The organism is Achromobacter spanius (assembly GCF_003994415.1).
GTDB classification, from domain to species: domain Bacteria; phylum Pseudomonadota; class Gammaproteobacteria; order Burkholderiales; family Burkholderiaceae_B; genus Achromobacter; species Achromobacter spanius_C.
In genome coordinates, this window is sequence record NZ_CP034689.1 from 4041472 (window position 1) to 4064602 (window position 23131).

General features: G+C 62.6%; 26 protein-coding genes. 8 read left to right on the forward strand and 18 right to left on the reverse strand.

Features of this window, described 5'->3' with window-relative positions:
* Positions 1 to 172 precede the first annotated feature (172 nt).
* Positions 173 to 718, forward strand: a complete 546-nt coding sequence (locus ELS24_RS18390; RefSeq protein WP_050445284.1) for a TIGR00645 family protein — start codon at positions 173 to 175, stop codon at positions 716 to 718.
* A 108-nt stretch (positions 719 to 826) separates the two neighbouring features.
* Here ELS24_RS18390 and ELS24_RS18395 read toward each other — a convergent pair whose 3' ends face one another.
* The 5 genes from ELS24_RS18395 to ELS24_RS18420 form a co-directional block, all read right to left on the reverse strand.
* On the reverse strand, positions 827 to 1033 hold the full coding sequence (locus tag ELS24_RS18395; protein WP_006225311.1) for a cold-shock protein: 207 nt from the start codon (positions 1031 to 1033) through the stop codon (positions 827 to 829).
* 305 nt (positions 1034 to 1338) lie between these two features.
* On the reverse strand, positions 1339 to 1902 hold the full coding sequence (locus ELS24_RS18405; RefSeq protein ID WP_127184974.1) for a DUF924 family protein: 564 nt from the start codon (positions 1900 to 1902) through the stop codon (positions 1339 to 1341).
* A 132-nt stretch (positions 1903 to 2034) separates the two neighbouring features.
* Complete coding sequence (locus ELS24_RS18410; RefSeq protein WP_006220190.1) at positions 2035 to 2238, reverse strand: cold-shock protein; 204 nt, start codon at positions 2236 to 2238, stop codon at positions 2035 to 2037.
* Between the two features lie 370 nt (positions 2239 to 2608).
* Complete coding sequence (locus ELS24_RS18415; RefSeq protein WP_127184975.1) at positions 2609 to 2929, reverse strand: hypothetical protein; 321 nt, start codon at positions 2927 to 2929, stop codon at positions 2609 to 2611.
* 95 nt (positions 2930 to 3024) lie between these two features.
* Positions 3025 to 3423 carry a hypothetical protein gene (locus tag ELS24_RS18420; RefSeq protein ID WP_127184976.1) on the reverse strand — a complete coding sequence of 133 codons (399 nt, stop codon included), beginning with the start codon at positions 3421 to 3423 and terminating at the stop codon, positions 3025 to 3027.
* A 124-nt stretch (positions 3424 to 3547) separates the two neighbouring features.
* Between ELS24_RS18420 and ELS24_RS18425 the strand changes: the two genes are divergently transcribed.
* On the forward strand, positions 3548 to 3847 hold the full coding sequence (locus ELS24_RS18425) for a DUF2513 domain-containing protein (protein ID WP_050445396.1): 300 nt from the start codon (positions 3548 to 3550) through the stop codon (positions 3845 to 3847).
* Between the two features lie 16 nt (positions 3848 to 3863).
* Here ELS24_RS18425 and ELS24_RS18430 read toward each other — a convergent pair whose 3' ends face one another.
* On the reverse strand, positions 3864 to 4136 hold the full coding sequence (locus tag ELS24_RS18430; protein ID WP_050445280.1) for a hypothetical protein: 273 nt from the start codon (positions 4134 to 4136) through the stop codon (positions 3864 to 3866).
* A 114-nt stretch (positions 4137 to 4250) separates the two neighbouring features.
* A complete protein-coding gene (locus ELS24_RS18435; protein WP_205736918.1) occupies positions 4251 to 5333 on the reverse strand; it encodes an alanine racemase in 1083 nt (360 codons plus the stop codon).
* A 193-nt stretch (positions 5334 to 5526) separates the two neighbouring features.
* On the opposite strand from ELS24_RS18435, the gene ELS24_RS18440 reads away from it, so the two are divergent.
* On the forward strand, positions 5527 to 6438 hold the full coding sequence (locus ELS24_RS18440) for a LysR family transcriptional regulator (RefSeq protein ID WP_050445278.1): 912 nt from the start codon (positions 5527 to 5529) through the stop codon (positions 6436 to 6438).
* A gap of 23 nt (positions 6439 to 6461) precedes the next feature.
* Here the strand turns inward: ELS24_RS18440 and ELS24_RS18445 are convergent, their stop codons facing one another.
* A complete protein-coding gene (locus ELS24_RS18445) occupies positions 6462 to 6860 on the reverse strand; it encodes a RidA family protein (RefSeq protein WP_127184978.1) in 399 nt (132 codons plus the stop codon).
* Between the two features lie 64 nt (positions 6861 to 6924).
* Entirely contained in the window at positions 6925 to 8115 is a 1191-nt protein-coding gene (locus ELS24_RS18450) for an MFS transporter (protein WP_127184979.1), read from the reverse strand.
* A gap of 96 nt (positions 8116 to 8211) precedes the next feature.
* Between ELS24_RS18450 and ELS24_RS18455 the strand changes: the two genes are divergently transcribed.
* The 3 genes from ELS24_RS18455 to ELS24_RS18465 all read left to right on the forward strand — a co-directional run bounded on the left by ELS24_RS18455 (position 8212) and on the right by ELS24_RS18465 (position 10713).
* Complete coding sequence (locus ELS24_RS18455) at positions 8212 to 8799, forward strand: TetR/AcrR family transcriptional regulator (protein WP_127184980.1); 588 nt, start codon at positions 8212 to 8214, stop codon at positions 8797 to 8799.
* Between the two features lie 48 nt (positions 8800 to 8847).
* Complete coding sequence (locus tag ELS24_RS18460; RefSeq protein ID WP_050445274.1) at positions 8848 to 10269, forward strand: MFS transporter; 1422 nt, start codon at positions 8848 to 8850, stop codon at positions 10267 to 10269.
* A gap of 135 nt (positions 10270 to 10404) precedes the next feature.
* Complete coding sequence (locus tag ELS24_RS18465) at positions 10405 to 10713, forward strand: hypothetical protein (protein ID WP_050445273.1); 309 nt, start codon at positions 10405 to 10407, stop codon at positions 10711 to 10713.
* Between the two features lie 66 nt (positions 10714 to 10779).
* Here the strand turns inward: ELS24_RS18465 and ELS24_RS18470 are convergent, their stop codons facing one another.
* Together ELS24_RS18470 and ELS24_RS18475 are read right to left on the reverse strand one after the other, a co-directional pair.
* A complete protein-coding gene (locus ELS24_RS18470; protein ID WP_127184981.1) occupies positions 10780 to 11037 on the reverse strand; it encodes a hypothetical protein in 258 nt (85 codons plus the stop codon).
* A 127-nt stretch (positions 11038 to 11164) separates the two neighbouring features.
* On the reverse strand, positions 11165 to 12799 hold the full coding sequence (locus ELS24_RS18475) for an intermembrane transport protein PqiB (RefSeq protein ID WP_050445272.1): 1635 nt from the start codon (positions 12797 to 12799) through the stop codon (positions 11165 to 11167).
* A gap of 98 nt (positions 12800 to 12897) precedes the next feature.
* Here ELS24_RS18475 and ELS24_RS18480 point away from each other — a divergent pair, with 98 nt between their 5' ends.
* On the forward strand, positions 12898 to 13392 hold the full coding sequence (locus tag ELS24_RS18480) for a GNAT family N-acetyltransferase (protein ID WP_050445394.1): 495 nt from the start codon (positions 12898 to 12900) through the stop codon (positions 13390 to 13392).
* Here ELS24_RS18480 and ELS24_RS18485 read toward each other — a convergent pair.
* Entirely contained in the window at positions 13389 to 13697 is a 309-nt protein-coding gene (locus tag ELS24_RS18485; RefSeq protein ID WP_050445271.1) for a hypothetical protein, read from the reverse strand. The genes ELS24_RS18480 and ELS24_RS18485 overlap by 4 nt on opposite strands.
* 69 nt (positions 13698 to 13766) lie before the next feature.
* Entirely contained in the window at positions 13767 to 14624 is an 858-nt protein-coding gene (gene kdsA, locus ELS24_RS18490) for a 3-deoxy-8-phosphooctulonate synthase (protein ID WP_050445270.1), read from the reverse strand.
* A gap of 221 nt (positions 14625 to 14845) precedes the next feature.
* Between kdsA and ELS24_RS18495 the strand changes: the two genes are divergently transcribed.
* On the forward strand, positions 14846 to 16063 hold the full coding sequence (locus ELS24_RS18495) for a hypothetical protein (protein WP_127184982.1): 1218 nt from the start codon (positions 14846 to 14848) through the stop codon (positions 16061 to 16063).
* A gap of 14 nt (positions 16064 to 16077) precedes the next feature.
* Here ELS24_RS18495 and ELS24_RS18500 read toward each other — a convergent pair whose 3' ends face one another.
* The 5 genes from ELS24_RS18500 to ELS24_RS18520 are packed head-to-tail and all read right to left on the reverse strand — an operon-like array spanning position 16078 to position 22889.
* Positions 16078 to 16662 carry a glycerol-3-phosphate responsive antiterminator gene (locus tag ELS24_RS18500; protein WP_050445268.1) on the reverse strand — a complete coding sequence of 195 codons (585 nt, stop codon included), beginning with the start codon at positions 16660 to 16662 and terminating at the stop codon, positions 16078 to 16080.
* A 2-nt stretch (positions 16663 to 16664) separates the two neighbouring features.
* Complete coding sequence (locus tag ELS24_RS18505; RefSeq protein ID WP_127184983.1) at positions 16665 to 18221, reverse strand: FAD-binding oxidoreductase; 1557 nt, start codon at positions 18219 to 18221, stop codon at positions 16665 to 16667.
* Entirely contained in the window at positions 18218 to 19897 is a 1680-nt protein-coding gene (locus ELS24_RS18510) for a glycerol-3-phosphate dehydrogenase/oxidase (protein WP_127184984.1), read from the reverse strand. Before ELS24_RS18510 ends, ELS24_RS18505 begins: the two co-directional genes overlap by 4 nt.
* Positions 19894 to 21435 carry an FGGY family carbohydrate kinase gene (locus tag ELS24_RS18515; RefSeq protein ID WP_127184985.1) on the reverse strand — a complete coding sequence of 514 codons (1542 nt, stop codon included), beginning with the start codon at positions 21433 to 21435 and terminating at the stop codon, positions 19894 to 19896. Before ELS24_RS18515 ends, ELS24_RS18510 begins: the two co-directional genes overlap by 4 nt.
* Positions 21432 to 22889 carry an MFS transporter gene (locus tag ELS24_RS18520; protein ID WP_127184986.1) on the reverse strand — a complete coding sequence of 486 codons (1458 nt, stop codon included), beginning with the start codon at positions 22887 to 22889 and terminating at the stop codon, positions 21432 to 21434. Before ELS24_RS18520 ends, ELS24_RS18515 begins: the two co-directional genes overlap by 4 nt.
* Positions 22890 to 23131: the final 242 nt, after the last annotated feature.

A 23131-nucleotide genomic window follows, 5' to 3' on the forward strand; every position in this document is an offset into this window, starting at 1 on the left:
CAAATGCCAGTTTCGCTTACATAAAAGTCGGGCAAACGCGGCCCGGACGTGCTAACAGCGTCGATAAGCGCAACGGCAAACTGTCATAAAAATCTGCTGCCGGCGTTACGCTGGGGTTGTTAGAATTGCCGCCGCACTTTTATTGCACACCAACATACGGCTCGCACCCAACATGATTGAAAATCCCCCTCCCCGCTTAGGCATGCTGCCCAATCTGATCTTCAGTTCCCGCTGGCTGCAACTGCCGCTGTACCTGGGCCTGATCGTTGCGCAAGGCGTCTACGTCATGCTCTTTCTGAAAGAGCTTTGGCACCTTGTGACGCATGCCAGTAGCTTTGGCGAAATGGAGATCATGCTGTTGGTGCTGGGACTGATCGATGTGGTCATGATCTCGAATCTGCTTGTCATGGTGATCGTGGGGGGATACGAGACGTTCGTGTCGCGCCTGCGCCTTCAGAATCATCCGGACCAGCCGGAATGGCTGAGCCATGTCAACGCCAGTGTGCTCAAGGTGAAACTGGCGATGGCAATCATCGGCATTTCGTCGATCCACCTTTTGCGCACCTTTATCGAGGCCGGCACGATCGGCACGCCGAACGCGCGGTTCACCGAAGCGGGCGTGATGTGGCAAACCATCATTCACGCACTGTTCATTTTGTCCGCGCTGGGCATCGCGCTGGTGGACAAACTGTCGACTTCGCCCACCCATAAGCACTAGAGTCGTGGCGGCGGCGTCAGCTGCAAAAAAAAGCCTCCGCACATTGCGTGTGGAGGCTTTTTTCATGGGTCGAACACCGGGTGCGCCCGGCACGCCACCCCAAAAATGTCAGGCTGCGACCTTGATGTTCTTGGCGCTTGGGCCCTTGGGACCGGTGCCGACCTCAAAGGTGACGCGCTGGTTTTCCTGCAGCGACTTATAGCCTTCGCTGCGGATTTCGGAGTAATGAGCGAAAAGGTCTTTGCTGCCGTCGTCGGGCATGATGAAGCCGTAACCCTTTTCGGCGTTGAACCACTTAACGATGCCGGTTGCCATGGAGTGTCCTTGAACCTAAAAGAAGCGATTGCTCGCGGGGCGCCAGATCATCAAGGATGGGAGAGGAAGCAACCGCAGCACCACTGACGGCGACAAGTTGACGCAGACCGCGTCGCTTGAGAATCTCGCTGAACCCAGTGTATTGGTGAACCCTGAAAAACGTCAAACACGCGGATGGTCGAATCGCGATGGCTTGCGGGCCGCAACCGGCCGCACCAAATTGACGAACATTTTCACCTTGGCAGGAATGGATACACGCCGACACCCGATGAGCGGGCAGTCACGCCCCAGCACCGTGGTTGGCGTCAACCGGCGAAGCCGCCCTCGGCAAGGAAATCTTGTTCAGCTTGGGTCGTCTGCCTGCCCAGCGCGGCGTTGCGATGCGGGAAACGACCAAAGCGCTTGATGATGTCGCGATGCAGAACTGCCCAACGCAGCGTATCCGCATCCAGGGGTTCCATCAGAGCCACGCCACGATTTTGCATTGCCAGACTTTCCGAATGCTCAAACGGCATATAAAAGAACTGCCGCAAAGGCCTCGCCACCGCCAAATCGTGGCCCGCGGCGATTGCGCGCTCCGCGAAGTACTGCGCTAAAGGATCGGTGGCAAACATATGCGCCGTGCCGCGAAAGGCGTTGCGGGGAAACTGATCCAGCAAGATCATCAAGGCGAGCGCGCCGTCAGCATCTTCCTGCCAGGCATCCAACTGCCGAGAAGCGGCTGCCCAATGCGCGGCTTCGAAGCGCCGGCGAAACTCGGCATCAAACGCATCGCTCTTGGCGTACCACTTCTGGGGGCCCGCATCGGTCCAGAAAGCAACCACATCCTGCGGCTGCTGCGTAAGGGGCTTGGGCGTGTGAGATGTCATGGGAAACGATCCTGGAGGGCCTACGGTGCGGCGCTGGCCAAACGGGCGCGGGCTTGCTGCGTGAACTTGAAAGCATAGCGCGCAAAAATAAAAAAAGCCCCCGAAGGGGCTTTTTTGCGAAAAATCAGACCTTTACAGGACCTGAATCTTCGTGGCTTGCGGGCCCTTGGGGCCATTGGCCGTCACAAAGCTGACGCGCTGGTTCTCTTCCAGAGACTTGAAGCCAGAACCCTGGATTTCGGAGAAGTGAGCGAACAGATCCTTACCACCCGCTTCCGGGGTGATGAAGCCATAGCCTTTTTCCGAATTGAACCACTTAACGACGCCGGTTTCCATACTGTATTTCCTAGAGATAATGGGCAAATGCCCGGAGGTCACGAATCAATCAAGGAGGGGACAGTAGAACAATAACGCTGAGCCGGAAAAGGCACGGCACTGAACGAAAATCGCAACGCTTGTGATCGTGTGCCGACACTATCGTTATATTCCCCTCACAAGTCAATATAATCCTAAAAAATACGTGCCAATAATGCAACAAAGAGAAACTGGGTTGAAAATCCGCACGTTTTCATAGGCAAAACTTGTCCCTGCATAGGTGTAAACACCCATACAACATAAAAAAACAATCAGGGCTTATTTAAATGCCGTCTCAACGCGTATGTCTTTCATACGCCTTTTGGATCAGCACTTTGGTTTGCCGTCAGGCTTACTGGTCGATAGGTAAACCCAACAGATCGAGCGCCGCGCCGAAAGCATCGGAACCCGAGCAAAGGAAAACCGCCACGTCGCCTGGATTCATATTCTCCAGGACCTGGTCGATTTGTTCTTGCGCATTATCAACATTGTCGACATTTGAAGCGTGTATATCCGCTCCGGCCTCGACTTTTTCGATGGGGACGATGTCAGCGATCGCATTGAGATCGGTTACGCCCACCACCACGTAAACGCTGATGGGCCCGCCATCCAGCGTCGTGAGCAGCTCGACGCCGCCCGCTACGTCGGCAAGGTGCCGACTTACTATTTCCATGTTCAATCTTCCTTGATCAGCGGGCCTGGCCCGCTTGGACGCACGCACCGTGAAGGTGCAATCTCACGCCCAGGCGCGACTATAACAGCCTTAGCCTAATGTTTTTTGACATTCGGGCCCAAAGACTGTCGGGCGGCCCCAGAAGTGGCCGCCACGCGACGGCAGCGCACCCCGGCGTCGGTCAGGACGGCGATGAGCGGCTTCTGGGCAGCCAGGAAGGCGTCCTTTTCGTCGCCAGCCAGCTTGCAGATGAACATCTGCGCCTGCAACTGGGTCCGGCGCGCGCGCCGGTTGTCGGCCTCTTGGGCCAGCCAGTCGCCGATCCAGGCCGAAGCGGCGTCGGGGTCGGCCTGCAGCTTGACGTGGCCCAGCAGGTCGAAAATTGTCACGCCGTCGATGCGTTCGTCTTCACCGCGCGTGAGGTAAAGCTTGGCAGCCTGGCCCGAATAACCAGGGACCACGGCGAGGCAATCGCGTTCAGCGGGTTTCTTCATAAAGTTCTGTACTTAGGTGTCGGTTGTCTAGAACCATGGACTGTAACCCGGCCTTGCGCCCCGTCGCATTGGCGCCAAGGAACTCTGCTATCGTCGCTCTACCATTTTTCTTACGGTGAACATCATGCAACGCGATTTTGATCTGGTCGTCACGATTCTGGGCGCCCTGCGCGACGCGCCCGGCCCCAACCTGAGCACACACGACATCAAGAACGCCGCCTTGGCTCCGCACCCGGAAGAACAGGGCTTGCAGGTCATTGCGCATCATCTGGATCTTTTGGCGGATGCCGGCCTGGTCAAACAAGTGAGCGAGACGGCAGCCAACGCGGCGGCGACCCGCTGGCGCATCACCTGGAAGGGTTACGACGCCCTGGAACAGGATGAGGACGACGAAGATGATGACGTCTTCGACGCCGAAGAGTAAGCAGGCGGCCTGGGGCTCAGCGGCGCTGAAGGATGCGCCGCGTGAGCAGGGATGCGGCTGTGCCGATCACCAGGCTGAACATGAAGGCGGCAATGGCCAGCATTGCCGACAAGTCGTTGAAGCCGCCGTGGCGCGATAGCAAGACCACGGCTACGCAGACCGCGGCGGCCAACGCAACCACGCCCAGCAGTACCTGTTTGACGGTGCGCAAGCGGCCGCAGAACGAGCCGCCCACCAGCGCGGCCGCCACCATTGCAGCCATGGACCAGAACAAATATTCATACTGCATGACGCGTCTTCCCCTAGGGCGTTGAGGCGACCGCATTATAGGCGTGCGGCCTGCCCGCGCGAAGCCTCGAAGTTCAAGGCGACACCCCTGCCTGGCACCTTGCCAAACTCAGGTTTACCAGCCGCGAAACCGTTCCCATCGGGCCACCACGCCTTGCTCGCCGGCCCGCACAACGTTGTAAGCGTCGTGCTGGGCGCACGTGGCGCAGGCGTGATTGGGGACGATACGCAGCTTCGTACCCAAGGGCAGATCAGGCAAGCGGACGCCGCTGCCCGCGCGCAGCTTGATGATGCCCTGCTCCTGGTTGGTATCCGCCAACAGCAAATCGGGATAGACCTTGCCCTGCGCATCGCACACCAGGCCGTACAACTGATCGACGGCCTGCCTGGCGGTGCCGCGATCGCGCGACATGGCCATCCACCCCGCATCGACCAGAATCCAGCCTTTCTCGGGTTGGTGTCCAATCACGGTCGTCAGCACGGTTGTGGCGATGTCGTCCACCGAACAGACACCCAGGCCAGCCATCACCAGGTCGAAAAATACATACACGCCCGCGCGCACTTCCGTCACGCCTGCCAGGCTGCGAGCGAAATGCGCGGTGGGCGTGGACCCTACGCTGACGACCGGGCATGGCAGCCCGGCGGCACGGATGGCGTCAGCGCAGCCGACCGCCGCTGCGCGCTCCTGCTCAGCCATGTCGGCGATGGCCTCCGGGCTGCGGCAACCATAGGATTCGCCCGCATGGGTCATTACGCCGCGCAGGCAATCCGCATCGGCCAACACTCGGGCAATCGCCAACAGTTGCTCGTGGTTGTCCGGTTGCACGCCAGCACGATGCCCGTCACAATCGATTTCAATCAATGCCGGGAGGGGCACGCCCGACGTCTTGGCCTGCGCCGCCACCGCCCCGGCCGCATCAACGCTGTCGACCACCACCGTCACATCCACCCCGCGCTGGCGCAACGCCAGCACCCGCCCTAGCTTGCCCGGCGCCACACCCACCGCGTAGAGCAGATCGGTAACGCCCGCCGCAGCGAACTGCTCGGCTTCCTGCAACGTGGAAACCGCCGCCGGCCCTCTCGGGCTACTCATGACGCGGCGCGCCACGTCGATGGATTTGGGCGTTTTCAGATGCGGCCGCAACTGCACGCCGTGCGAGGCCATCAGCGCGTCCAGGCGTTGAATGTTGCGCGTCATGCGCGTTTCATCCAACAGCAGGCACGGGGTCTCCAGGCTGTCTAGTGATGTCGGAAATCGGACGGGAGTCATAAGGGGGTCTCGGAAAATGAACAGAGAATGCGGAAATTTCTGGTTTGATGCCTGGAAGTATGGCGCGTCCCTGTCCTGCCGTGTTTAATACAGGCTTAATTTCTTATTAATTCCAAACTAAATGATTACCAGTGACGACCTGCGCTTTTTCCTGAGTTTGGCGGCCACCCCGTCGCTTGCGCAGGCTGCGCGTGCGCTGGACGTGACGCCCCCCGCCGTTACGCAACGGTTGCATGCATTGGAAAAGCGCCTGGGCGTGCGGCTCGTGAACCGCTCGGGACGAGGCACCGCATTGACCGACGAGGGCCGCTTGCTGGCCTTGCGGGCGGGACAAATTTGCGGCGAGCTGGGAAATCTGGCCGATGAACTGGCAGGCCGCCGCGGCGTCGTGGCGGGCCATTTGCGCGTGATTGCCCCCTTGGGTTTCGGCCAGCATTATGTGGCGGCCCTGGTGGCCGGTTTTCGGAATAGCAGCGAGAACGTCACGGCCAGCCTGCTGTTGTCGGACGGCCCGCCACGCCTGGCCACCGACAACTGGGACGTAATGGTGCATATCGGCGAACTGCGCGACTCTACGCTGGTGGCCTACCCGCTGGCGCCAAATCGCCGCATCCTGTGCGCGTCTCCCGCGTATCTGGCGCGCCACGGCGCCCCCGCGAAACCCGAAGACCTGCGGGACCACGACTGCATCGCCTTGCGCGAAAACGACGAGGATGTGACGTTGTGGCGCTTCCGGCGCGGCCGGGGTCCCGCGGTTGGCGTTCGTATCACGCCTGTCCTGTCCAGCAACACGGGGGCCGCCGCGCTGGAATGGGCCCTGGCGGGGCAGGGCATTGTCGTGCGATCGGAATGGGATGTAGCCGACCACCTGAAAACGCGCGCATTGGTGCCGCTGTTGGCTGGTTGGAATCTGCCGGACGCCAACGTGGTGGCGTTGGTGAAGTCACGCCAGGAACAGTCGGCACGAACCGCAGGCTTTTTGGCGTATCTACGCGATGCCTTCGCAACGGTTCCGTGGCGCGACCAAACATAACAGCCACCCGACACCGCGCCATGCTAATCCAGCATGGCTTCCGCTTCGATTTCAATCAGCCATTCGGGCAGCGACAAGCCGCTGACAATGACCCACGAGGATGGTGGCGGGTCCGCCGGAAAACGGTCGCGCAGCGCTTGGGCAATGACTTCCTGATCCTCACGCGCCGTTTCGCAGATGTAAATGCGCAGCATGATGACCTGCGCCATCGTGCCACCCGCGGCCGTCAGCACGCGCGCGATGTTGTCGAGCGCGGCCTCGGTTTGCTCTTGAAGCCCCGGGCCGACGGTGCGTTCGTTGATATCCACGCCGACCTGGCCCGACAGCAATATCCTGCGCTGCCCGGTGACAATCACCGCCTGGCTGAATCCGTACTGGACGGTGTTGAAAACGGTATCGGGATTGACCACGGTTCTGGACATGCTGCGCTCCTGTGAACAGCGCGCCCCGCAGCGCGCCAAAACGGCCATTCTAACGATAGGCCTTTCACATTGCCGCGCTTGCCGCAGGGCGCGCTCGCGCGCCCGGCAAGGCTACCAGCAGCACGACCGCCCCTGCCACGACCGCCGTCCAGAAGCCCGCCTGCACGCCGTAATGGTCGACGACCCAACCGGCCATGGCCGCGCCAGCGGCCACGCCCGCCCCCAACCCAGTGACCAACCACGTCAACCCTTCGGTCAGGCGTTGGCCCGGCACACTGCTTTCCACGAGCGCCATGCCGATAATCATGGTTGGTGCAAACGACAAGCCGGCCAGCAACACGCCCAGTGACAGCGTGATCAGGTCATTCACCAACAGCAGCGGCAAGGTCGTGAACGCCGTCACGGCTGCCGCGATCGACAGCATGCGGCCAAGCGGCATTTGAAACTTCATGACGCCGAACACCAACCCCGCCACGCACGATCCCAGCGCATAGGCCGACAGCACGACACTGGCGCCTGCCGGCACGCCCTGAGCGCGAGCGAAGGCCACGCTCAACACATCAATTGTGCCAACGATGACGCCCATGGCCGACATCATGGCCACCAGCGCGAGCATGGATGGCATGCGCAGCACCGACGCCTCGCGCCCTGCCTGCCTGAGCTGTACCGCGGGTGCGGTGGCGCGCTGCAGCACAAAGGCCGTCACACCCACGGCCAACAGCAACGCGGCGGCCAACGGCCCTGCCTGTGGAAACCAGGCCACGCTAAGCCCCACGGCCAAGGGAGGCCCGAGGATAAAGCTGATTTCGTCCGCCACGGACTCCAACGCGTAAGCGGTGCGGAGTTGCGATTGATCGCGGAAGATCTCTGTCCAGCGCGCGCGGATCATCGCCGGCATGCTGGGCAAGGTGCCGGCCAAGGCGGCGAATAGAAACAGCGTCCAGTCCGGTGCGCCCCATTGCACACACGCGGCCAGGCAGATCAGGGCCGCAACGCAGAGGGCGGCTGCCACCGGCAGCACCCGGCCTTGCCCATGGCGATCCACCAAACGTGAGATACGTGGTGCCAGCAGAGCGGTGGCCAAGGCGAAAGTCGCGGCCACGGCGCCAGCCAGCGCATAGGAGCCTTGCACCTCGGAAAGCATCGTGATGATGCCGATGCCGATCATCGGCAAGGGCAGACGAGCAATGGCGCCGGCCACAACAAAACCGGTTGCACCAGGCGCTTTGAACAACTCGCGATACGGATTCGGCACCGATAACCTTTTGAATATTGAGTGGACGGGCAGATCCTATTCACATACATTGCGTATGTCAATTAAGATACGCACCGTATGTCACTGGAGAGCCGCATGCCCCCCACCCGCCCGGAAATGATCGCGTCCACGCGCAGAAAACTGCTGGCCACCGCCAGGCAGGCATTTGCGCATGAGGGGTATGCCGCGACGTCCATGGACGATTTCACCGCCGCGGCCGGACTGACGCGAGGAGCGTTGTATCACCATTTTGGTGACAAAAAAGGTTTGCTTGCGGCCGTGGTCAAACAGATCGACCATGAAATGGACCAACGGCTGAATGCCATTTCGGACAAGGCGCCCGACGCCTGGAGCGCCTTGCGCGACCGGTGCCGCACCTATCTGCGGATGGCCGCCGAGCCCGAGATCCGCCGCATCGTGTTGCAAGACGCCAGGGCAGTTCTGGGCATGGCCCCAAACGCGGCGCAGCAACAGTGCGCCGCGTCTTTGGCAGCGTTGCTGCAGCGCCTGATCGACGAATCCGTGATCGAAGCCGGCAACCCGCAGGCGCTGGCGCAACTTATCAACGGAGGCCTGACAGAAAGCGCATTCTGGATTGCCGACTCGGCATCGGAACCCCAACGCCTTGAAGATGCCCTGCATGCCCTGGACCTGATGTTGCGCGGCTTGCTGCGGCTCTCATAATGGGCTTATTATCCAAGCGAAAACTTGTTTAATTAAATTGGAGAGCCCGTGGCCACCACCCCGACCCTTGAGTCCAGCGCGTCCTGGGGCGACTTGCTGCACGGCGCCAATGCGCTGCGATCAATCGCCCTGGCGGGCGGCGTGGCCCTGCATGCCATCAACGTCTACATCGTCACCACCATACTGCCCAGCATCATCCAGGATATCGGGGGCCTGGAGTATTACGCCTGGAACACAACCCTGTTCGTGGTGACGTCCATCGTCGGGTCGGCGCTGTCCGCCAAGCTGATCGAAACGCTGGGGCCTCGCAACGCCTATCTTTTGGCTGTTGCCGTGTTCAGCAGCGGCGCGATCATCTGTGCGCTGGCGCCCGGCATGCCGGTGCTGTTGGTCGGGCGCAGCGTGCAGGGACTGGGTGGCGGCATTCTTTTCGCTTTGAGCTATGCGTTGATACGGTTGGTATTCGACGCCCCGCTCTGGACGCGTGCCATGGCCCTGGTGTCGTGCATGTGGGGCGTGGCAACGCTGTCCGGACCCGCGATCGGCGGTATCTTTGCGCAAACGGGGCACTGGCGCATGGCATTCTGGGCGCTGCTGCCGGTGGCCGCCGCGCTGGCGCTGATCGTCGCCTTCAAGGTCGGGGGACGGGCGTCGGTGCCGCCAGCGGCGCCCACTTCCTTGCCGCTGCGCACGCTGGGGCTGCTGGTCGCTTCGGTGCTGGCAGTGACGCTGGCCAGCCTGTCGACTCAATGGGGTTGGAACGCAGCGGGCATCGCAATAGGACTGGCCATCGCCGCGGCCGTTGCGCGCGTGGACTCGCGCGCCCACAACCGCTTGCTGCCCACGGGCGCCTACTCCATCGGCGCGCCACTGGGTGCGTTGTATGCCGTGATGTGCCTGGTGGTGGCGGCCATCGCCACCGAGATATTCGTACCCTACTTTCTGCAGATCATTCATGGGATGACGCCGTTGACCGCCGGCTACATGACGGCCGCGATGGGCGCGGGTTGGACGTTCGCCGCCATGCCCAGCGCCACACGCACCGGACCCGCCGCCGACCGCCTGGTGCGACTCAGCCCCGTCGTGATCCTGGCTTCGTTGATCGGGTTGTCGGTGATGACACCTCAAGCATCGATCCTGGCATCCGTCGCCGGACTCGTCGCATACATCGTTGCACTGATGGGCGTGGGTTTCGGTATTGGCCTTGCCTGGCCGCATCTGCTGACGAAAGTCTTCACGGTCGCCCCCAAGGGCGAGGAAACACTGACATCATCGTCGATCACCACCGTCCAACTTTATGCCGCCGCGCTGACCGCGGCGCTGGCGGGAGTGGTCGTCAATAGCGCCGGCCTGGCCGACCCCGGCGGCGTCGACGGAGCTCGCCACGCGGCGCGCTGGCTATTTGCCGCCTTTGCACTGGCGCCCGCGTTGGCGTTGCTGCTGCTGCCCAGAGTGACCCGCGCCACGTAAGCGCCCATTCGGCACCTGGCCCCGGCGCGTTACCGTCAGAACTTGGACTATTCGAACCGCAAATACAGCAAAGGCGGTATAGAACGTCACACGTGTCTTTGCTACGCTCACAGGCACCTGAAGAAGGTGGCGCCCATGAGCAACAAGATTCGAGTCCTTTGCGTTCAGCCCTCGTCCGTGGCCGCACGATTCGCCTTCATGGCGATCGCTCTGCGGTGGTCTTTGGGCGTTACCCCGCGCCCTACGCGGTTGATGATCGGGCCGCATGACCTGGAGCCGATCGGGTCGGAACCCGCCTTCTGGCGTTTCGCGATGCGGCATGCTCTCTTTGGCCAATCGTTCCTGGTGACGCGCGGCGGCCACTGGGACGTGGCGGCGTCGGTGGATGGAGACGAAGTCCATGCTTTTGGGCGAAAATTTGCCCTTAGCCAGTGCCTGTATTAAATACTTCCGGATTGCATGCGGCGGCGCGATCAATGCCCAGGGATTAACGCCCGGGATTCGCCCCATTCACATGCCTGAACCGGGCTTGCGTTGAAAGGCCGCCATTTCCTCGGCAGTCCAACGCTGCCGCGCTTCGTCTTGACAGCACGAGCGAAAGACCAGGGCGCCTACGTCCAGGAATCGGTCCACATCCGCATCCGTCAGCTTGCCCTGCACCTGCAACAGGCAATCCGCGTAGGCGGACAGCACCCCATCCCAACCGTCCAACTGGTCCGACGCGACGGGTTGAGAAATCATGCGCGCCATCATTTCACTATGGTCCATTCGAATGCCCCCCTCGGATACCGCACCCTCGCCGGCGCGCGCCGACCGTGCGTGCCCGATATCCAGCAAGTGCCATGCCCAAATCCCATCGACAGCTAGGCTCATGCTCTGGAAAGACATCTGCTGACTAACGCCGTGGCGCCACATCCGGCGCCCTGCCCCGCAACAGCGCGTCGGGATGCGTCTGAAGATAATCGGATAGCTCCCGCAACGAGCGGGCGGCTCGGCTCAGCTCGCGCAGGGCGGTGTCGGTGCTCAATGGCAAACCTGAATCAGGCGTCAGCAGCGCGCTCAAGGCAGCGAGTGACCGGTTGGCTTGTCGCAGCATGGCCTGCGCCTCGGGAGCCAACTGCGTATCCATGCGCTTGAGCAGACGGGACGCGCCGCGCAGCGCGCCCGCCAGCTCCGCGCCAATGGCATCAAACGGCACGTTGTCGACCTTGGTCAGAATGCTGTTCAACTGCTGCTGCAACTGATCCAGGTTGTTCGGCACGGTGGGGATGAAAGGTCGGTCTTCCATCTTGAATGCTACCGGTGGCGCATCGGGAAATTCGGCCAGCGCCACATACAGTTGGCCCGTCAGCAAGTTGCCGATACGTAACTGCGCCCGCGTACCGCGCTCCACCATCGCGGTCAGCAATTTGCCGCTTGGGTGGGAGGTATCGGCGCCCGAAAACTCTTTGATGCGCCGGAAGGTTTGCCCTCCCAAGCGTTCGGGATAGACCGTGGCGGAGACCTCCGCAAAGAACAGTTTGGTGACGTCGTCGAAATCCAGGTTGATCGCGTCCACCTGCCCGATGATGACCCCGTAGGCGTCAATCGGTGCGCCGACCGTCAGGCCACGCACCGATTGGTTGAAGCGCATGCGAATCCGCAACGGCACGCCATCTGGCTGGGCGCGGGCAGCGGCTTCATTGGGATAGATGGTGTAGGTGGCGCCGTCTGCGGCGGCTTGGGGCCCGCTCTGGTTCAATGTATCGAAGGCCACGCCGCCGATGAGCACCGACACCAGCGACTGCGACCGCATTTGCAAGCCACGCGAGTCCACGCTGAAATCCACACCGCTTGCATTCCAGAAGCGCGTACTGGGGTTGACGTAGGCATCATTGGGCGCATCAATAAAGACTTGCACGTCCACGCCATCCCCGCCCTTGGACAGGCGGTAGCTCACCACCTGTCCCACCGGAATACGGCGGAAATACACGGGCGAGCCGATATCCAGGGAACCCAGATCGGCAGCATGCAGCGTAAAACGCTTGCCGGCGCGATCCTGAGCCACTTCAGGCGGTATTTCCAGACCAGTGAATTGGGTTTTCCGTTCGCCCGAAGCCCCCTCTTTTCCCGCGCTACCCACCGGGTCCAGACCAATGTAGGAGCCCGACAGCAGCGTGCCCAGGCCGGAGACGCCACTAAGGGTCAAGCGCGGCCTGACCACCCAAAATACGGTGCCCTCCCGCAGCAGGCTGGCGGCGTCATTGTCAACGCGAATGGTCACCACCACACCGTTGCGTTCAGGGTTCAGGCTGACGCGCTCCACCAGTCCGACCGTGACCTCTTTGTACCGGACCTGCGTCTTGCCGGCTTCCAGCCCTTCGGCCGTTTGGAAGTGGATGGTAGCCGTGGGACCCGCGTTCAGCCAGGCCTGCACCACCAGCAGCAATCCGCCGATCACGGCAACCACCGGCACCAGCCATATCCACGAGATGCGGCGGCGCGCTTTGCGCGACGCAACGGTTGCTGCGGCGGAACCAGACTCAGCCATCGAGGATATCTCCTTCGTGTACGCAGCAGACCCGATCGCCCGCCAGCAAGCGCCTGGAATAGCGGGTAGCATGGCCCTCCTATTTGGAGGAAGTCAACGTGAATATCGCCATCCGCCCCGCGACCCTCTCGGACGCGGCCCAGATCTATGCCTTCATCACTGAACTGGCCGTCTACGAACGCGCCGCGCATGAAGTGATCGCAAGCGCCGACGACGTCGCCCGTACCCTGTTTGCCCCCGGGGCGCCCGCCAAGGCCCTGATGTGCCTAGCGGACGGGAAACCCATTGGGTACGCCGTCTATTTCTACAGCTATTCCACCTGGCTAGGCAAGAACGGCATTTACCTGGAAGACCTGTACATCACTCCCGAGCACCGCGGCATTGGCGCCGGACGCGACCTGCTGCGCCATTTGGCGCAGGAAGCGGTGGCCAACGGCTGCGGCAGGCTGGAATGGAGCGTGCTGGACTGGAACCAGCCAGCCATTGATTTTTATGTGTCGATCGGCGCGAGGCCGCTGGATGAATGGGTGCGCTACCGCCTGACGGACGATGCACTCAAGCAATTCGCGGAAGGCCGCCGCCAGCCGGCCTAGAACTCGGGCAGATCAAACAGCGTGTGCAGTGTGGAGCTGGGCGCGGGCACCGACGCAAGCACCTCGCGCCCGGCGTCGGTCAACAGGACTCGGACGGGGCGCAGCGCCACACTGGTGCCGTCCACGCTGATGGCGGTTTCCACGTCCGCCCCGCCCTTGATCATGTCGATCACCTCGGACGCCGACGCCGTAGCGGGTTCGGTGACCCAGCCCGGCACACCACGCTCGGCCTGGCCCCAACGCACATAGGCGATGTGCCCGCTGATGGGTTCTTTTCGAACGGCGACGATCACATAAAAAGACATCCAGGCCTCCCTAAAGTGGTGTGGCCAGGATCGTATAGCAAGTTGACGGGGGCGGCATACCCGCCCCCATCACGGTTCGATATCGATGGCGGCAAAGGATTTCACCAGATCGTCCAGTTGCTTGAGCTGGGTCAGGAAGGGTTCAAGCTTGTCCAACGGCAACGCGCTGGGACCGTCGCACTTGGCATTTTTGGGGTCGGGGTGGGCCTCCAGGAACAGGCCCGCCAAGCCAACGGCCATTCCAGCACGGGCCAGTTCGGCCACCTGCGCGCGCCGGCCGCCCGATGCCGCATCCAGCGCCGAGCGCTGCTGCAAGGCGTGCGTTACGTCAAAAATCAGCGGACGGTTGTTCGTCACTTTTTTCATGACGCCGAACCCCAGCATGTCGACCACCAGATTGTCGTAGCCGAAGCTGGTGCCACGGTCGCACAGAATCAGCTTGTCGTTACCGGCTTCGGTGAACTTCTCAACAATATTCAGCATCTGGGTCGGGCTGAGAAACTGGGGCTTCTTGATGTTGACCACGCGCTGGGTCTGCGCCAGCGCCACCACCAGATCCGTCTGCCGGGCCAGGAAGGCGGGCAACTGCAGGATGTCGGCCACTTCCGCGACCGGCGCGGCCTGCCAGGGTTCGTGAACGTCAGTAATGACCGGCACGCCGAATTCCTTCTTGACCGCTTCGAAGATCTTCATGCCCTCTTCCAGGCCCGGCCCCCGGTAGGAATGGATTGACGAGCGGTTCGCCTTGTCGAAGGATGCCTTGAACACGTAGGGAATGCCCAGCTTGCGCGTCACGCGTTGGTATTCTTCGCACGCGCGGAGCGCCAGATCCAGGGATTCCAGTACGTTGATACCGCCAAACAGCACGAAGGGGCGATCATTGGCGCAGTGGATCGACGAAGAAATAGCGACTTCTGGGGCGGTCATGATGGGCGAATCCTGTAAAAATTTTGCGGGTGACAGTGCGTAATGTACAACCTGCCCAAACCGAAAAATGCATGCGCCGCCCAAGACGGCCCAGCGGCTCGGGTCGACGTCCTCTCTGCTCTTGATGGCGTTATCGCTGGACGCGACCGATATCCCTGTCCACAATGACCCGTCACGGACCGGCCATTGTGCCGGCCAGCATTCGACTCAAAGGCGGACTCATGGGTTTTTTAGACACACTGTTCCGGCGCACGCCCTCGCCGGACCAGTTCGCCAAGCTGTTCGTGGCAGCGGCGCGCAAACAAGGCTTCGACGGTGATGTCGTCTACAAGGCCGACGAATTCCGGCTGCTTCTGGGCGAAGGCTCGTACTTCAATCTGCATAATGCCTACCACGCCTACTGCAACACGCAGGGGGCGCAGCAAAAGCGCGCCTTGCAGGGTTATGTATCAGCCTTGGCCGGCAGCAAGCAGACGACGCCCCAGCGGGCCACCGAAATCAGGCCGATGCTTCGCGCCGTGATCCGCAGCCGTACCGCGCTGGAGGACGTGCGCCTGCATCACGTTCGCACTGAAGGAGACGATAGCGCCTTCCACCCTGCTTTCCAGCCATTTGGCGACGATTGCGTGGTGCTGCTGGCGCTGGACCACCCCGACGCAATCTCCACACTGACCAACGGCCCCGAAGCCGCATGGCAGTTGACGTACGACGAGGCCCTGGCCATTGCCATCGACAACCTGCGCGACGCCCCGGACAACTTCACCGAACTTGCACCCGGCGTTTTCCGTGGAGGATGGGGCGACGGTTACGACATCAGCCGTGCCTTGCTGCCCGACATGATCGAACGCGTGCCGGTACGTGGCAGACCGGTCTTCATGATGCCCACGCGCGATGTGCTGCTTGTTACCGGTGACAACGACATCAACGGCATGACCGCGATGGTTGAACTGTGCCAGCAGGCGCTTACGCAAGGCCGTTCGGTCAGCGCGCACATGTACCACTACAACGAGCGACAAGCACTGCGCTATGTACCGAAAGAATCATCGCTCGCGCAACGCCAGGCGCACCTGGCCCGCCTGCTCGACAAGTCCGACTACGACGCGCAGAAGGCCACGCTGGACCATATCCACGAAGAACAGGGCATGGACATCTACGTGGCCAACTACAACCTGTTCACCGCGGATGACGATCCAGTCACGTCGTTCTCGTTGGCATCATGGACGCGCGGGGTGGACACATCCCTGCCCAAGGTGGATCGCCTGGCGCTTGTACGCCCCGAGGCCGAAGACGAGATCGGCGAAGTCCGGGTGGTGTCATGGGAACAGTCGGCACATCTGCTGGAGCCGCTGCTGAGCAAAGAACCGGGGTACCCGATCCGGTATCGCACTCGCGGCTTTCCTGAAGATGCCCAGCTTGCCGAATTGGACGAAGTACCGTAGCAAGTGCGGCAGCCTCAGCCCTTGAGCTGCCGCGCCTCCAGGCTCCACAACACGGGGTCGCTGGTGGACACCCCCACCGCGCCGTGCTTCATGGCAATGCCGATGTCCGCCTGGTTGCTGACGAACCCCGATGCAACAATGGGTGGCAGCGCTTGCAAGTCTTGCTTGGCCATGTGCGTCAGCATGGGCGCGGGCATCAGCTGAACCAGATTCGGGTCGCTTTGTTCCAGCGCCTTGACGCTGCGCGGCCAGGTCGAGCGGTCGGTCACAAACACCTTTTGCATCGTGACCATGCCCGCCCGGTTGGCGCGCTGGATGGTGGCCACGCGGGTGGATACCAGGCTGGCCACACCGATGTCGGCCAGGTACTCCACCCCACCCTTGTCCTGCGACAGGCCCTCGCAACTGTCGATATTGACGATGGCGAATTTGCCCGCGCGGTTCAAGGTGGCGATGACGGGCGCCAGCTTGCGCAGTTCGACGTTGGCGACGATACCGATTTCGGCCACGCTGCCCACGAAGGTATTGATCTGCTCAAGCCCGTACAAAGTCGCAATGACCGGGTGACGCGCCAGGCATGCCCCAAATGACCTATCCATGGTTATCGATCTTCCTGACCGTAAAAGCGCTGATCGCTCAAGCCCAGCTTGCCGGGATTCAACAGGTTTTGCGGGTCCAGTTGGCGTTTGACGGCAAGCATCACGTTGAACGCGCCGCCCAGCGATTCCTGCATGTACGGCGCCCGCAACAGGCCCACGCCATGGTGATGGCTGAGCGCGGCATTATATTTAATCAGCACGGCGTTGGCGGCATCCCAGGCAGCGCGATACCACGTGCCGCGCTGCTCAACCGCAACGTCACCGCGCAACGAAAAATACAGGCAGGCGCCGTCCACGTAGGCATGCGACTGATGCGCGGACCCCGCCAGCGTGCCCGGCACCGCGTTCACCGCCGCCACCACCTCGTCGTAGATGGCGGCCAGATCGCTCCAACGTCCCGACATTTCCAGCGTATCGGCCACGAAGCCGGGGCTGCGCTTGAAGCCTTCGGCGCTCTTTCCAGTCAGGTAGCGCGTTTCCAGCCAGCGTTCGAAGATGGCGTCGCCGTCGAGTTTTTCGCCCAGCTCCTCGCAGACGCCTTCGCTTATCTGCATGACCGCGTCGACCATCTGGCGCGCGCCCTCGTCGGCCACCAGCAACACGTTCAGGTCAGGCCGGTTGAACTGCACGCCGCTTTCCAATTCGTCGTACAGGCGCAGCGCCGCGGGGTTTGCGCCGCGCTGCATGATCTCGCGGCAGGCATCCAGGCCGATGGCAAAGGTCTTGAAACCGTAGGCGATGGCGCGGCCATAGTCGGGTAACCGATGTAGCTTCAGCCGCAAGCGCACAATCACGCCCAGCGTGCCTTCCGACCCGATAAACAACTGCTGAAGGTCCGGCCCCACCGCCGCGCGCGAGTAACCGCCCACCGAGACCAGGCTGCCATCCGCCAGCACCACGTCCATGCCGAACACCATGTCTTCGATCTTGCCGTAGCGCGTGGACAGTTGCCCCGCCCCGCGGCAGGCCGCCCAGCCGCCCACGGTGCTGATGCCGAACGACGACGGCCAATGGCCCATCGTCAATCCGTATTCGTTCTGGATGGTCTGTTCAAACACATCGCCGAACATGCCGGCTTCGACGTCCACAATCTGGCTGTCGCGGTCCACCCCGATCAGCTTGTTCAATTGGCACACATCCAGCACGATGCCGCCGCGCACGGGCAAGGCCGCGCCGGTGACGTTGCTGCGGCCGGCTGACACGGTGACCGGAATCCCTTCCGCATGCGCAAGACGCATGACGGCCTGCACCTGCTCCACCGACGACACCGCCACGATCACCGCGTGTGGGGTCGCGGGCTTGCCGCCCGTCTCCGACACCATCGACCCCGCCCACCAGTCGCGGGTCCAGGCCACCACGTCGCCCGTGGCGGTCAACACGTTGTCGGCCACATGGCGCAAGGCGTCAAGCTGGGCGTCGGTGACGCGCACGGGGTCGCGCTGCAAGCCGGGTTCGGTGCCGGAGTCCGTCAGCGTTGCCGCATAGGCTGGCGGCGTGTGTGCGCCCACCACGTAGTTGCCCCGGTTGTAGCCGCGCTTGATGGCTTCTTTACTGATCATTCTTCGTCTCCCATGAGTATGGATTTTTCGAGCTTGATAGCAGCCAGGTAATCGTTGACCTGCTGCGCGATGGTGGCGGGCGGCAAACCGAGTTCCGCCTGCAAGATCTGTCCCACCCGGCCAGCCGCGTGCGCCGAGGCATCGCGCGCCATCAGGCGGGTACGCATGCGCCTGGCCAGCACATCTTCGACGGTGCCCGCCATTTCATGACGCACCGCGTAAAGCACTTCGGCTTCGGTGTACGGCAGGCCGTGGACGATGGGCGCCAGCAATGCCGGCGACGCCTGCATCAGGTCGCTGACAAAGCGCGCCTCGGTGCCGTACCGTTCGCCCAGATGCGCCGACATGCCGCCGGACGCCACGATGGCTTGCGGGTCGTAGCCGGCCGCCCCCAGCAGATACGCCTTCTTGGTCTGGCAGGCGTTGCGCTGCCCCAGCACCTGCTGCGCGGCATCGATGGTCTGTTCCGCCATGTGCCGCGACGTGGTGAGCTTGCCGCCCACAATCGTGACCAGGCCGTCGGCCGACACGCGGATCTCGTGGTTGCGCTTGATCTCCAGCGTCTTGCCGCCTGGCGGCGCCACCAGCGGACGACAGCCCGCGATGCTGCCCACCACGTCTTCGGCTTGCAGGTCGGTCTTTAACGCCGAGCGCGCGCCTTCCAGCAGGAAGTCCAGCTCGCGCCGCGTGCAGTGCACGTCGTCCAGATTGCCGTCGTAGTCTTCATCGGTCGTGCCCAAGTAAGACACGTCGCCCCAGCGCGTGATGGTGGCGCGGCGGCTGCGGCCGGGCACGGGAATGGTGACGGTGCAGTCGTTGCGGATTTTCATCCACGGCACGGCCACGTGCACGCCCTTGGCAGGGCGCACATGCAAGGCGGGCTCGTCGCCTTTTTTCGCGCCGGTCCAGTCGCGCAGCCACACCCCCGTGGCCATGATCACCACACGGGCTCGCGCGCGGATTTCGCGTCCGTCCGCGTGCACGATCGCGCCGTCGACCTTGCCTTGCGCGTCTCGCGTTACCGCCACCGCCTTGGCGTGGTTGGCCACCGCCGCGCCGTGAAAGGCGGCGGTGCGCGCAACCGTCAGCGTCAGGCGCGCGTCGTCCACCCGGGCGTCGTAGTAAAGAAAGCCGCCCAGCAGGCCGTCTTCTTTAAAGGTCGGACAATGCGACAGGACTTCCGGCGCCGTCAGCTTCTGATGCAGGATGCCTTCGCGCCAGCCGCCGGCCATGTCGTAGGTCCACAGCAGGCTTTCAAACGCCTTGGACAAGCGCTTGTCGAACACCCCGCCGCGTTCCAGGATGGGAAACAGGAACGGCAAGCGCTGCACCAGGTGCCGCGCATTGCGCCGCAAGCGCTGGCGCTCGTGCAGGGAATGGCGCACCAGTCCCAGGTTGCCCTGCTCGATGTAGCGCAACCCGCCGTGCACCATCTTCGATGACTTGGACGACGTGCCCGAGGCAAAGTCGTCTTTCTCGATCACAGCGACACGGTATCCGCGCAAGGCGGCATCCAAGGCGGCATAGGCGCCCGTGATGCCGCCCCCCACGATCAACATGTCGAATTGTTCACTGCCCAACCGGTCCAAATGTTCCTGCCGGTTCAGGCGTAATGGCTCGGTGCTGGTCATGTCGGCCCGGTCCTTTCTGGGCTGTCTGGATAGCCACCCGATCATTTCTGCAATGCCTCCTGGTTGTCTTGCTTGAACTGTTTTACGTGCCCCAATTCCGACCCCACGCGGGCGTGCCACAGGGCGCGGCGGCGCGCGCGTTCGTCGGCATCGACAGCGGGCTCGAACACGGCGTCGGTCACGATGGTCTTGCGCGCCTCGTGCAGCGAGGGCCACAGCAAGCCCGACGCCCCCGCCAGATAGGCGATACCGCGCAGGCTGGCGCGGTCCGCTTCTTGCATGCGGCGTATGGGAATGCCGATCAGATCGGCCTGAATCTGCAGCAAGGGATCGCTGCGCGAGAGGCCTCCACCCACGACCAATTCCGACACCCGAACGCCCGACGCTTCCTCGTCCGCCTCGATGCAGCTGGCGACCGAGTGCGCGATGCCTTCCAGAATGGCGTAGGCCACTTCGGCCTGCGTGGTGGCCATTGACACACCCGTCAGCGAGGCGCGCGCGGCCGCTTCCATGCGCGGCACGCGCAGGCCGGTCAGCGCCGGCACGAAGGTCACGCCGTTTGACGAGTCCACCGTTTGCGCCAGCGCGCTGATCTCGTGCGCATCCTTGAACCACTTCAGCTTTTCGCACACCCAGTTCAGCGCCGACCCGGTCGTCGCCACAAAGGTCTCCACCGCGAAGTGCGACACCCCGCCCTGGCGGCGCGCCATCATCGTCAGCGAGCCGTCGGACATGCCCGCATTCGCGGGGGGCTCCGTGCCGATGATCAGGTCCACAAAGCTGCCGGTGCCATGCACACACATCGCCTGCCCACGGTCCAGGCAGCCCAGGCCGATGGCGCCCGCGTGCTGGTCGCCGGCCGATGCCAGAATCGGCACGTCGATGCCAAGGACCTCGGGGCGGGTGCGCCCAAAGTCATCGGCGTCCTGACGCAGCGTGGGCAAGAGCTCGTGCGGGAAGCCTAGTTCCTGCGCCCATTCCAGGTAGTAGCGATGGTCGGCCAGCACGTAGGCACCCGCGGATGTGGCGTTGGTGGGCGTGGTCACGCATTCGCGCCGTTGCGAAAAGTGCCACAGCAACCAGGTGTCCACGGTGCCAAACGCCAGCCGCTTGTCGCGCCACGCATCCGCCACCTGCGGTGTATCTCGCAAATGGCGCGCGGCCCACAGATACAGCGAGCGCACTCCCACCGGCCGACCGACACGCTCGCGCAGCCGCGTATCCCATTCCGGCGCCAGCAGGTCCAAGTCATCCACAAAGCGCGTGTCTTGCCAGACCATGGCAGGCACCAGTGCGCGGCCCGTGTGCGTATCCCACAGCACCGCCGTGGCGCGCTGCGTGGCCAGCGCCAGCGCAACGATCTCCTGGCCGGCGCGCTGGGCATCCGCGATGGTGGCGCGGCAGACCTCGATGGTGCGATCCAGGATGTCGTTGGCGTCCTGCTCCACCACGCCCGGCCTGGGCGAGTCCACCTGCAAGGCCGCGTACTGCAAGCAAGACACCTGCCCATCGGCGGACACCGTGGCGGCGCGCGTGCCGGACGTGCCCTCGTCTATGGCCAGAATCACATTTTTGTTTGTCATCGCGAGGCTTTCCCAATGGCGGGGTCCAGGGCGGGCAGCAGGGCGTCATCCTTGAACTGCGGCGCGCCGGCTTCGTTGTCGGGGTTGATGGCGGTGCGGGTGGGATCCCACTTGATCACGAAGCAGATGATGCTGGCCACAAGCGGCACGATCGACAGGATGAGGAAGGTCTTCTCCAACCCATAGTTCTCGCGAAAGAGCGGAAACACCAGCAGCCCGATCGCGGCGCCCGTCGAACCCAGCGCGCCAATGATGCCGTTGGCGCCCGCCCGCAATTCGCTGCGAAACGACAGCGACGACAGGCTCTTGCCATTGGCGCCCGGCCCCCCGGAGTGGAACAGGATGAACAGCGAGGGCACGATGACGGCCACCCACAGCGGCATCTTGCCGTGGAAGGTGCCCAGGATCAGCAGCATCAGAAACACCGCGGCGAAACCGAACGCCGACGCGCGCCGCAGCCCCAACTTGCGGCCGATGTAGGGCGACAAGAAGCCGCCGAAGATGCCGAACACGTTGAACACCAGGGCGCCGATGGTGGCGAAGATGAAGTCCTTGCCGAACAGGGCGGCGCTGATCAAAGGCAAGTACCAGCCCACGGCGAAATACTGGATCGACTGACCGATCTGGACCGTGGCAGCCAGAATCGTGCGCGGCAGGTAGACGCCGCGAAAGATCAGCAACACGTTGGCCATGCCGCGCTTGGCCTGGTTGGTTACCGGCACCCGCTCATGCACGGGCGCGGCGGCGAAGGGTTGGCCATAAATGCGGGTCATGGCGCGCGCCGCCTGCTCGACTCGCTCTTTGCGGGCTAGCCAGATCGGGCTTTCGATCATGTAGCTCAGTTGCAGCACCAGGATGACGACGGCGAAGATGGCGGTGGCCGCCACCGAATAACGCCAGATCGAATCGCCCACGTCCCAAGAGAAGAACAGCATGGCCAGCAACAGATTCGTGCACACGGCCGTGTACCACATGCCCTGCCAGGTGTTCAGTCGGCTTTTGAATTTCAGCGGCGTGAACTCGGCCAACACGGCCATCGCAATGGCGAAGTCGATGCCGTAAGCCGCGCCGACAAAGAAGCGGCCCACCAGGATGACGTCAAAACTGGGCGCAAACATCACCAACAGCGCGCCGATCACGGCCAGGAACTTGGCGATGATCAAGGGCCGGATGCGGCCCCAGCGGTCAGCCATCCACCCGCCGATGGGGTTGAAGGCGATAGCGACCCAGGCCGCGAACGACGTCATCAGCGCCACCTGCCCGGCGGTCAAGCCCAGGTCGCGCGTCATGGGGCCCAATGCCGCGCTCAGGGCGGAATTGGCGAATGCATCCAGAAATAGTCCGCCCAGCGCCAGCCACCAGATAAGGCCGGCCCGGCCAGTAATACCGGGGCGTGAATCGATATAAGCGATGACATCGTCGATGCCACGTATTTTTACGGTCGATGATTGCACAGTCGTCTCCTCTTGGAATTATTTCTGTAAGAGGTCGACGCAAACTGCGCGCAATAAAAGACCACCCTACAGATGGTCTTTTATCTAAATCTGTGCGGTGACTTTATGGGCTGCGCAAAGGGGTGTCAAGAAGAAGGCGTATCGGGATAAACCCTGTTTCCCGGCGTTTTTTTGGGCTTGAAAAAAGTATCCAAAGGGTCGGAAAAGGATAAGGAATGCGATTAATTTATATGTTTTTTTCT

Excerpts from the sequence above, each read along its gene's own strand:
- ELS24_RS18390 (WP_050445284.1), top strand. The coding sequence starts at position 173 with ATGATTGAAAATCCCCCTCCCCGCTTAGGCATGCTGCCCAATCTGATC.
- ELS24_RS18435 (WP_205736918.1), bottom strand. The coding sequence starts at position 5,333 with ATGACGCGCAACATTCAACGCCTGGACGCGCTGATGGCCTCGCACGGC.
- ELS24_RS18515 (WP_127184985.1), bottom strand. The coding sequence starts at position 21,435 with ATGACAAACAAAAATGTGATTCTGGCCATAGACGAGGGCACGTCCGGC.
- ELS24_RS18420 (WP_127184976.1), bottom strand. The coding sequence starts at position 3,423 with ATGAAGAAACCCGCTGAACGCGATTGCCTCGCCGTGGTCCCTGGTTAT.
- ELS24_RS18500 (WP_050445268.1), bottom strand. The coding sequence starts at position 16,662 with ATGGATAGGTCATTTGGGGCATGCCTGGCGCGTCACCCGGTCATTGCG.
- ELS24_RS18430 (WP_050445280.1), bottom strand. The coding sequence starts at position 4,136 with ATGCAGTATGAATATTTGTTCTGGTCCATGGCTGCAATGGTGGCGGCC.
- ELS24_RS18485 (WP_050445271.1), bottom strand. The coding sequence starts at position 13,697 with ATGTCTTTTTATGTGATCGTCGCCGTTCGAAAAGAACCCATCAGCGGG.
- ELS24_RS18440 (WP_050445278.1), top strand. The coding sequence starts at position 5,527 with ATGATTACCAGTGACGACCTGCGCTTTTTCCTGAGTTTGGCGGCCACC.
- ELS24_RS18405 (WP_127184974.1), bottom strand. The coding sequence starts at position 1,902 with ATGACATCTCACACGCCCAAGCCCCTTACGCAGCAGCCGCAGGATGTG.
- ELS24_RS18445 (WP_127184978.1), bottom strand. The coding sequence starts at position 6,860 with ATGTCCAGAACCGTGGTCAATCCCGATACCGTTTTCAACACCGTCCAG.
- ELS24_RS18465 (WP_050445273.1), top strand. The coding sequence starts at position 10,405 with ATGAGCAACAAGATTCGAGTCCTTTGCGTTCAGCCCTCGTCCGTGGCC.
- ELS24_RS18470 (WP_127184981.1), bottom strand. The coding sequence starts at position 11,037 with ATGGACCATAGTGAAATGATGGCGCGCATGATTTCTCAACCCGTCGCG.
- ELS24_RS18505 (WP_127184983.1), bottom strand. The coding sequence starts at position 18,221 with ATGATCAGTAAAGAAGCCATCAAGCGCGGCTACAACCGGGGCAACTAC.
- ELS24_RS18425 (WP_050445396.1), top strand. The coding sequence starts at position 3,548 with ATGCAACGCGATTTTGATCTGGTCGTCACGATTCTGGGCGCCCTGCGC.
- ELS24_RS18495 (WP_127184982.1), top strand. The coding sequence starts at position 14,846 with ATGGGTTTTTTAGACACACTGTTCCGGCGCACGCCCTCGCCGGACCAG.
- ELS24_RS18395 (WP_006225311.1), bottom strand. The coding sequence starts at position 1,033 with ATGGCAACCGGCATCGTTAAGTGGTTCAACGCCGAAAAGGGTTACGGC.
- ELS24_RS18455 (WP_127184980.1), top strand. The coding sequence starts at position 8,212 with ATGCCCCCCACCCGCCCGGAAATGATCGCGTCCACGCGCAGAAAACTG.
- ELS24_RS18510 (WP_127184984.1), bottom strand. The coding sequence starts at position 19,897 with ATGATCGGGTGGCTATCCAGACAGCCCAGAAAGGACCGGGCCGACATG.
- ELS24_RS18475 (WP_050445272.1), bottom strand. The coding sequence starts at position 12,799 with ATGGCTGAGTCTGGTTCCGCCGCAGCAACCGTTGCGTCGCGCAAAGCG.
- ELS24_RS18415 (WP_127184975.1), bottom strand. The coding sequence starts at position 2,929 with ATGGAAATAGTAAGTCGGCACCTTGCCGACGTAGCGGGCGGCGTCGAG.
- kdsA (WP_050445270.1), bottom strand. The coding sequence starts at position 14,624 with ATGACCGCCCCAGAAGTCGCTATTTCTTCGTCGATCCACTGCGCCAAT.
- ELS24_RS18410 (WP_006220190.1), bottom strand. The coding sequence starts at position 2,238 with ATGGAAACCGGCGTCGTTAAGTGGTTCAATTCGGAAAAAGGCTATGGC.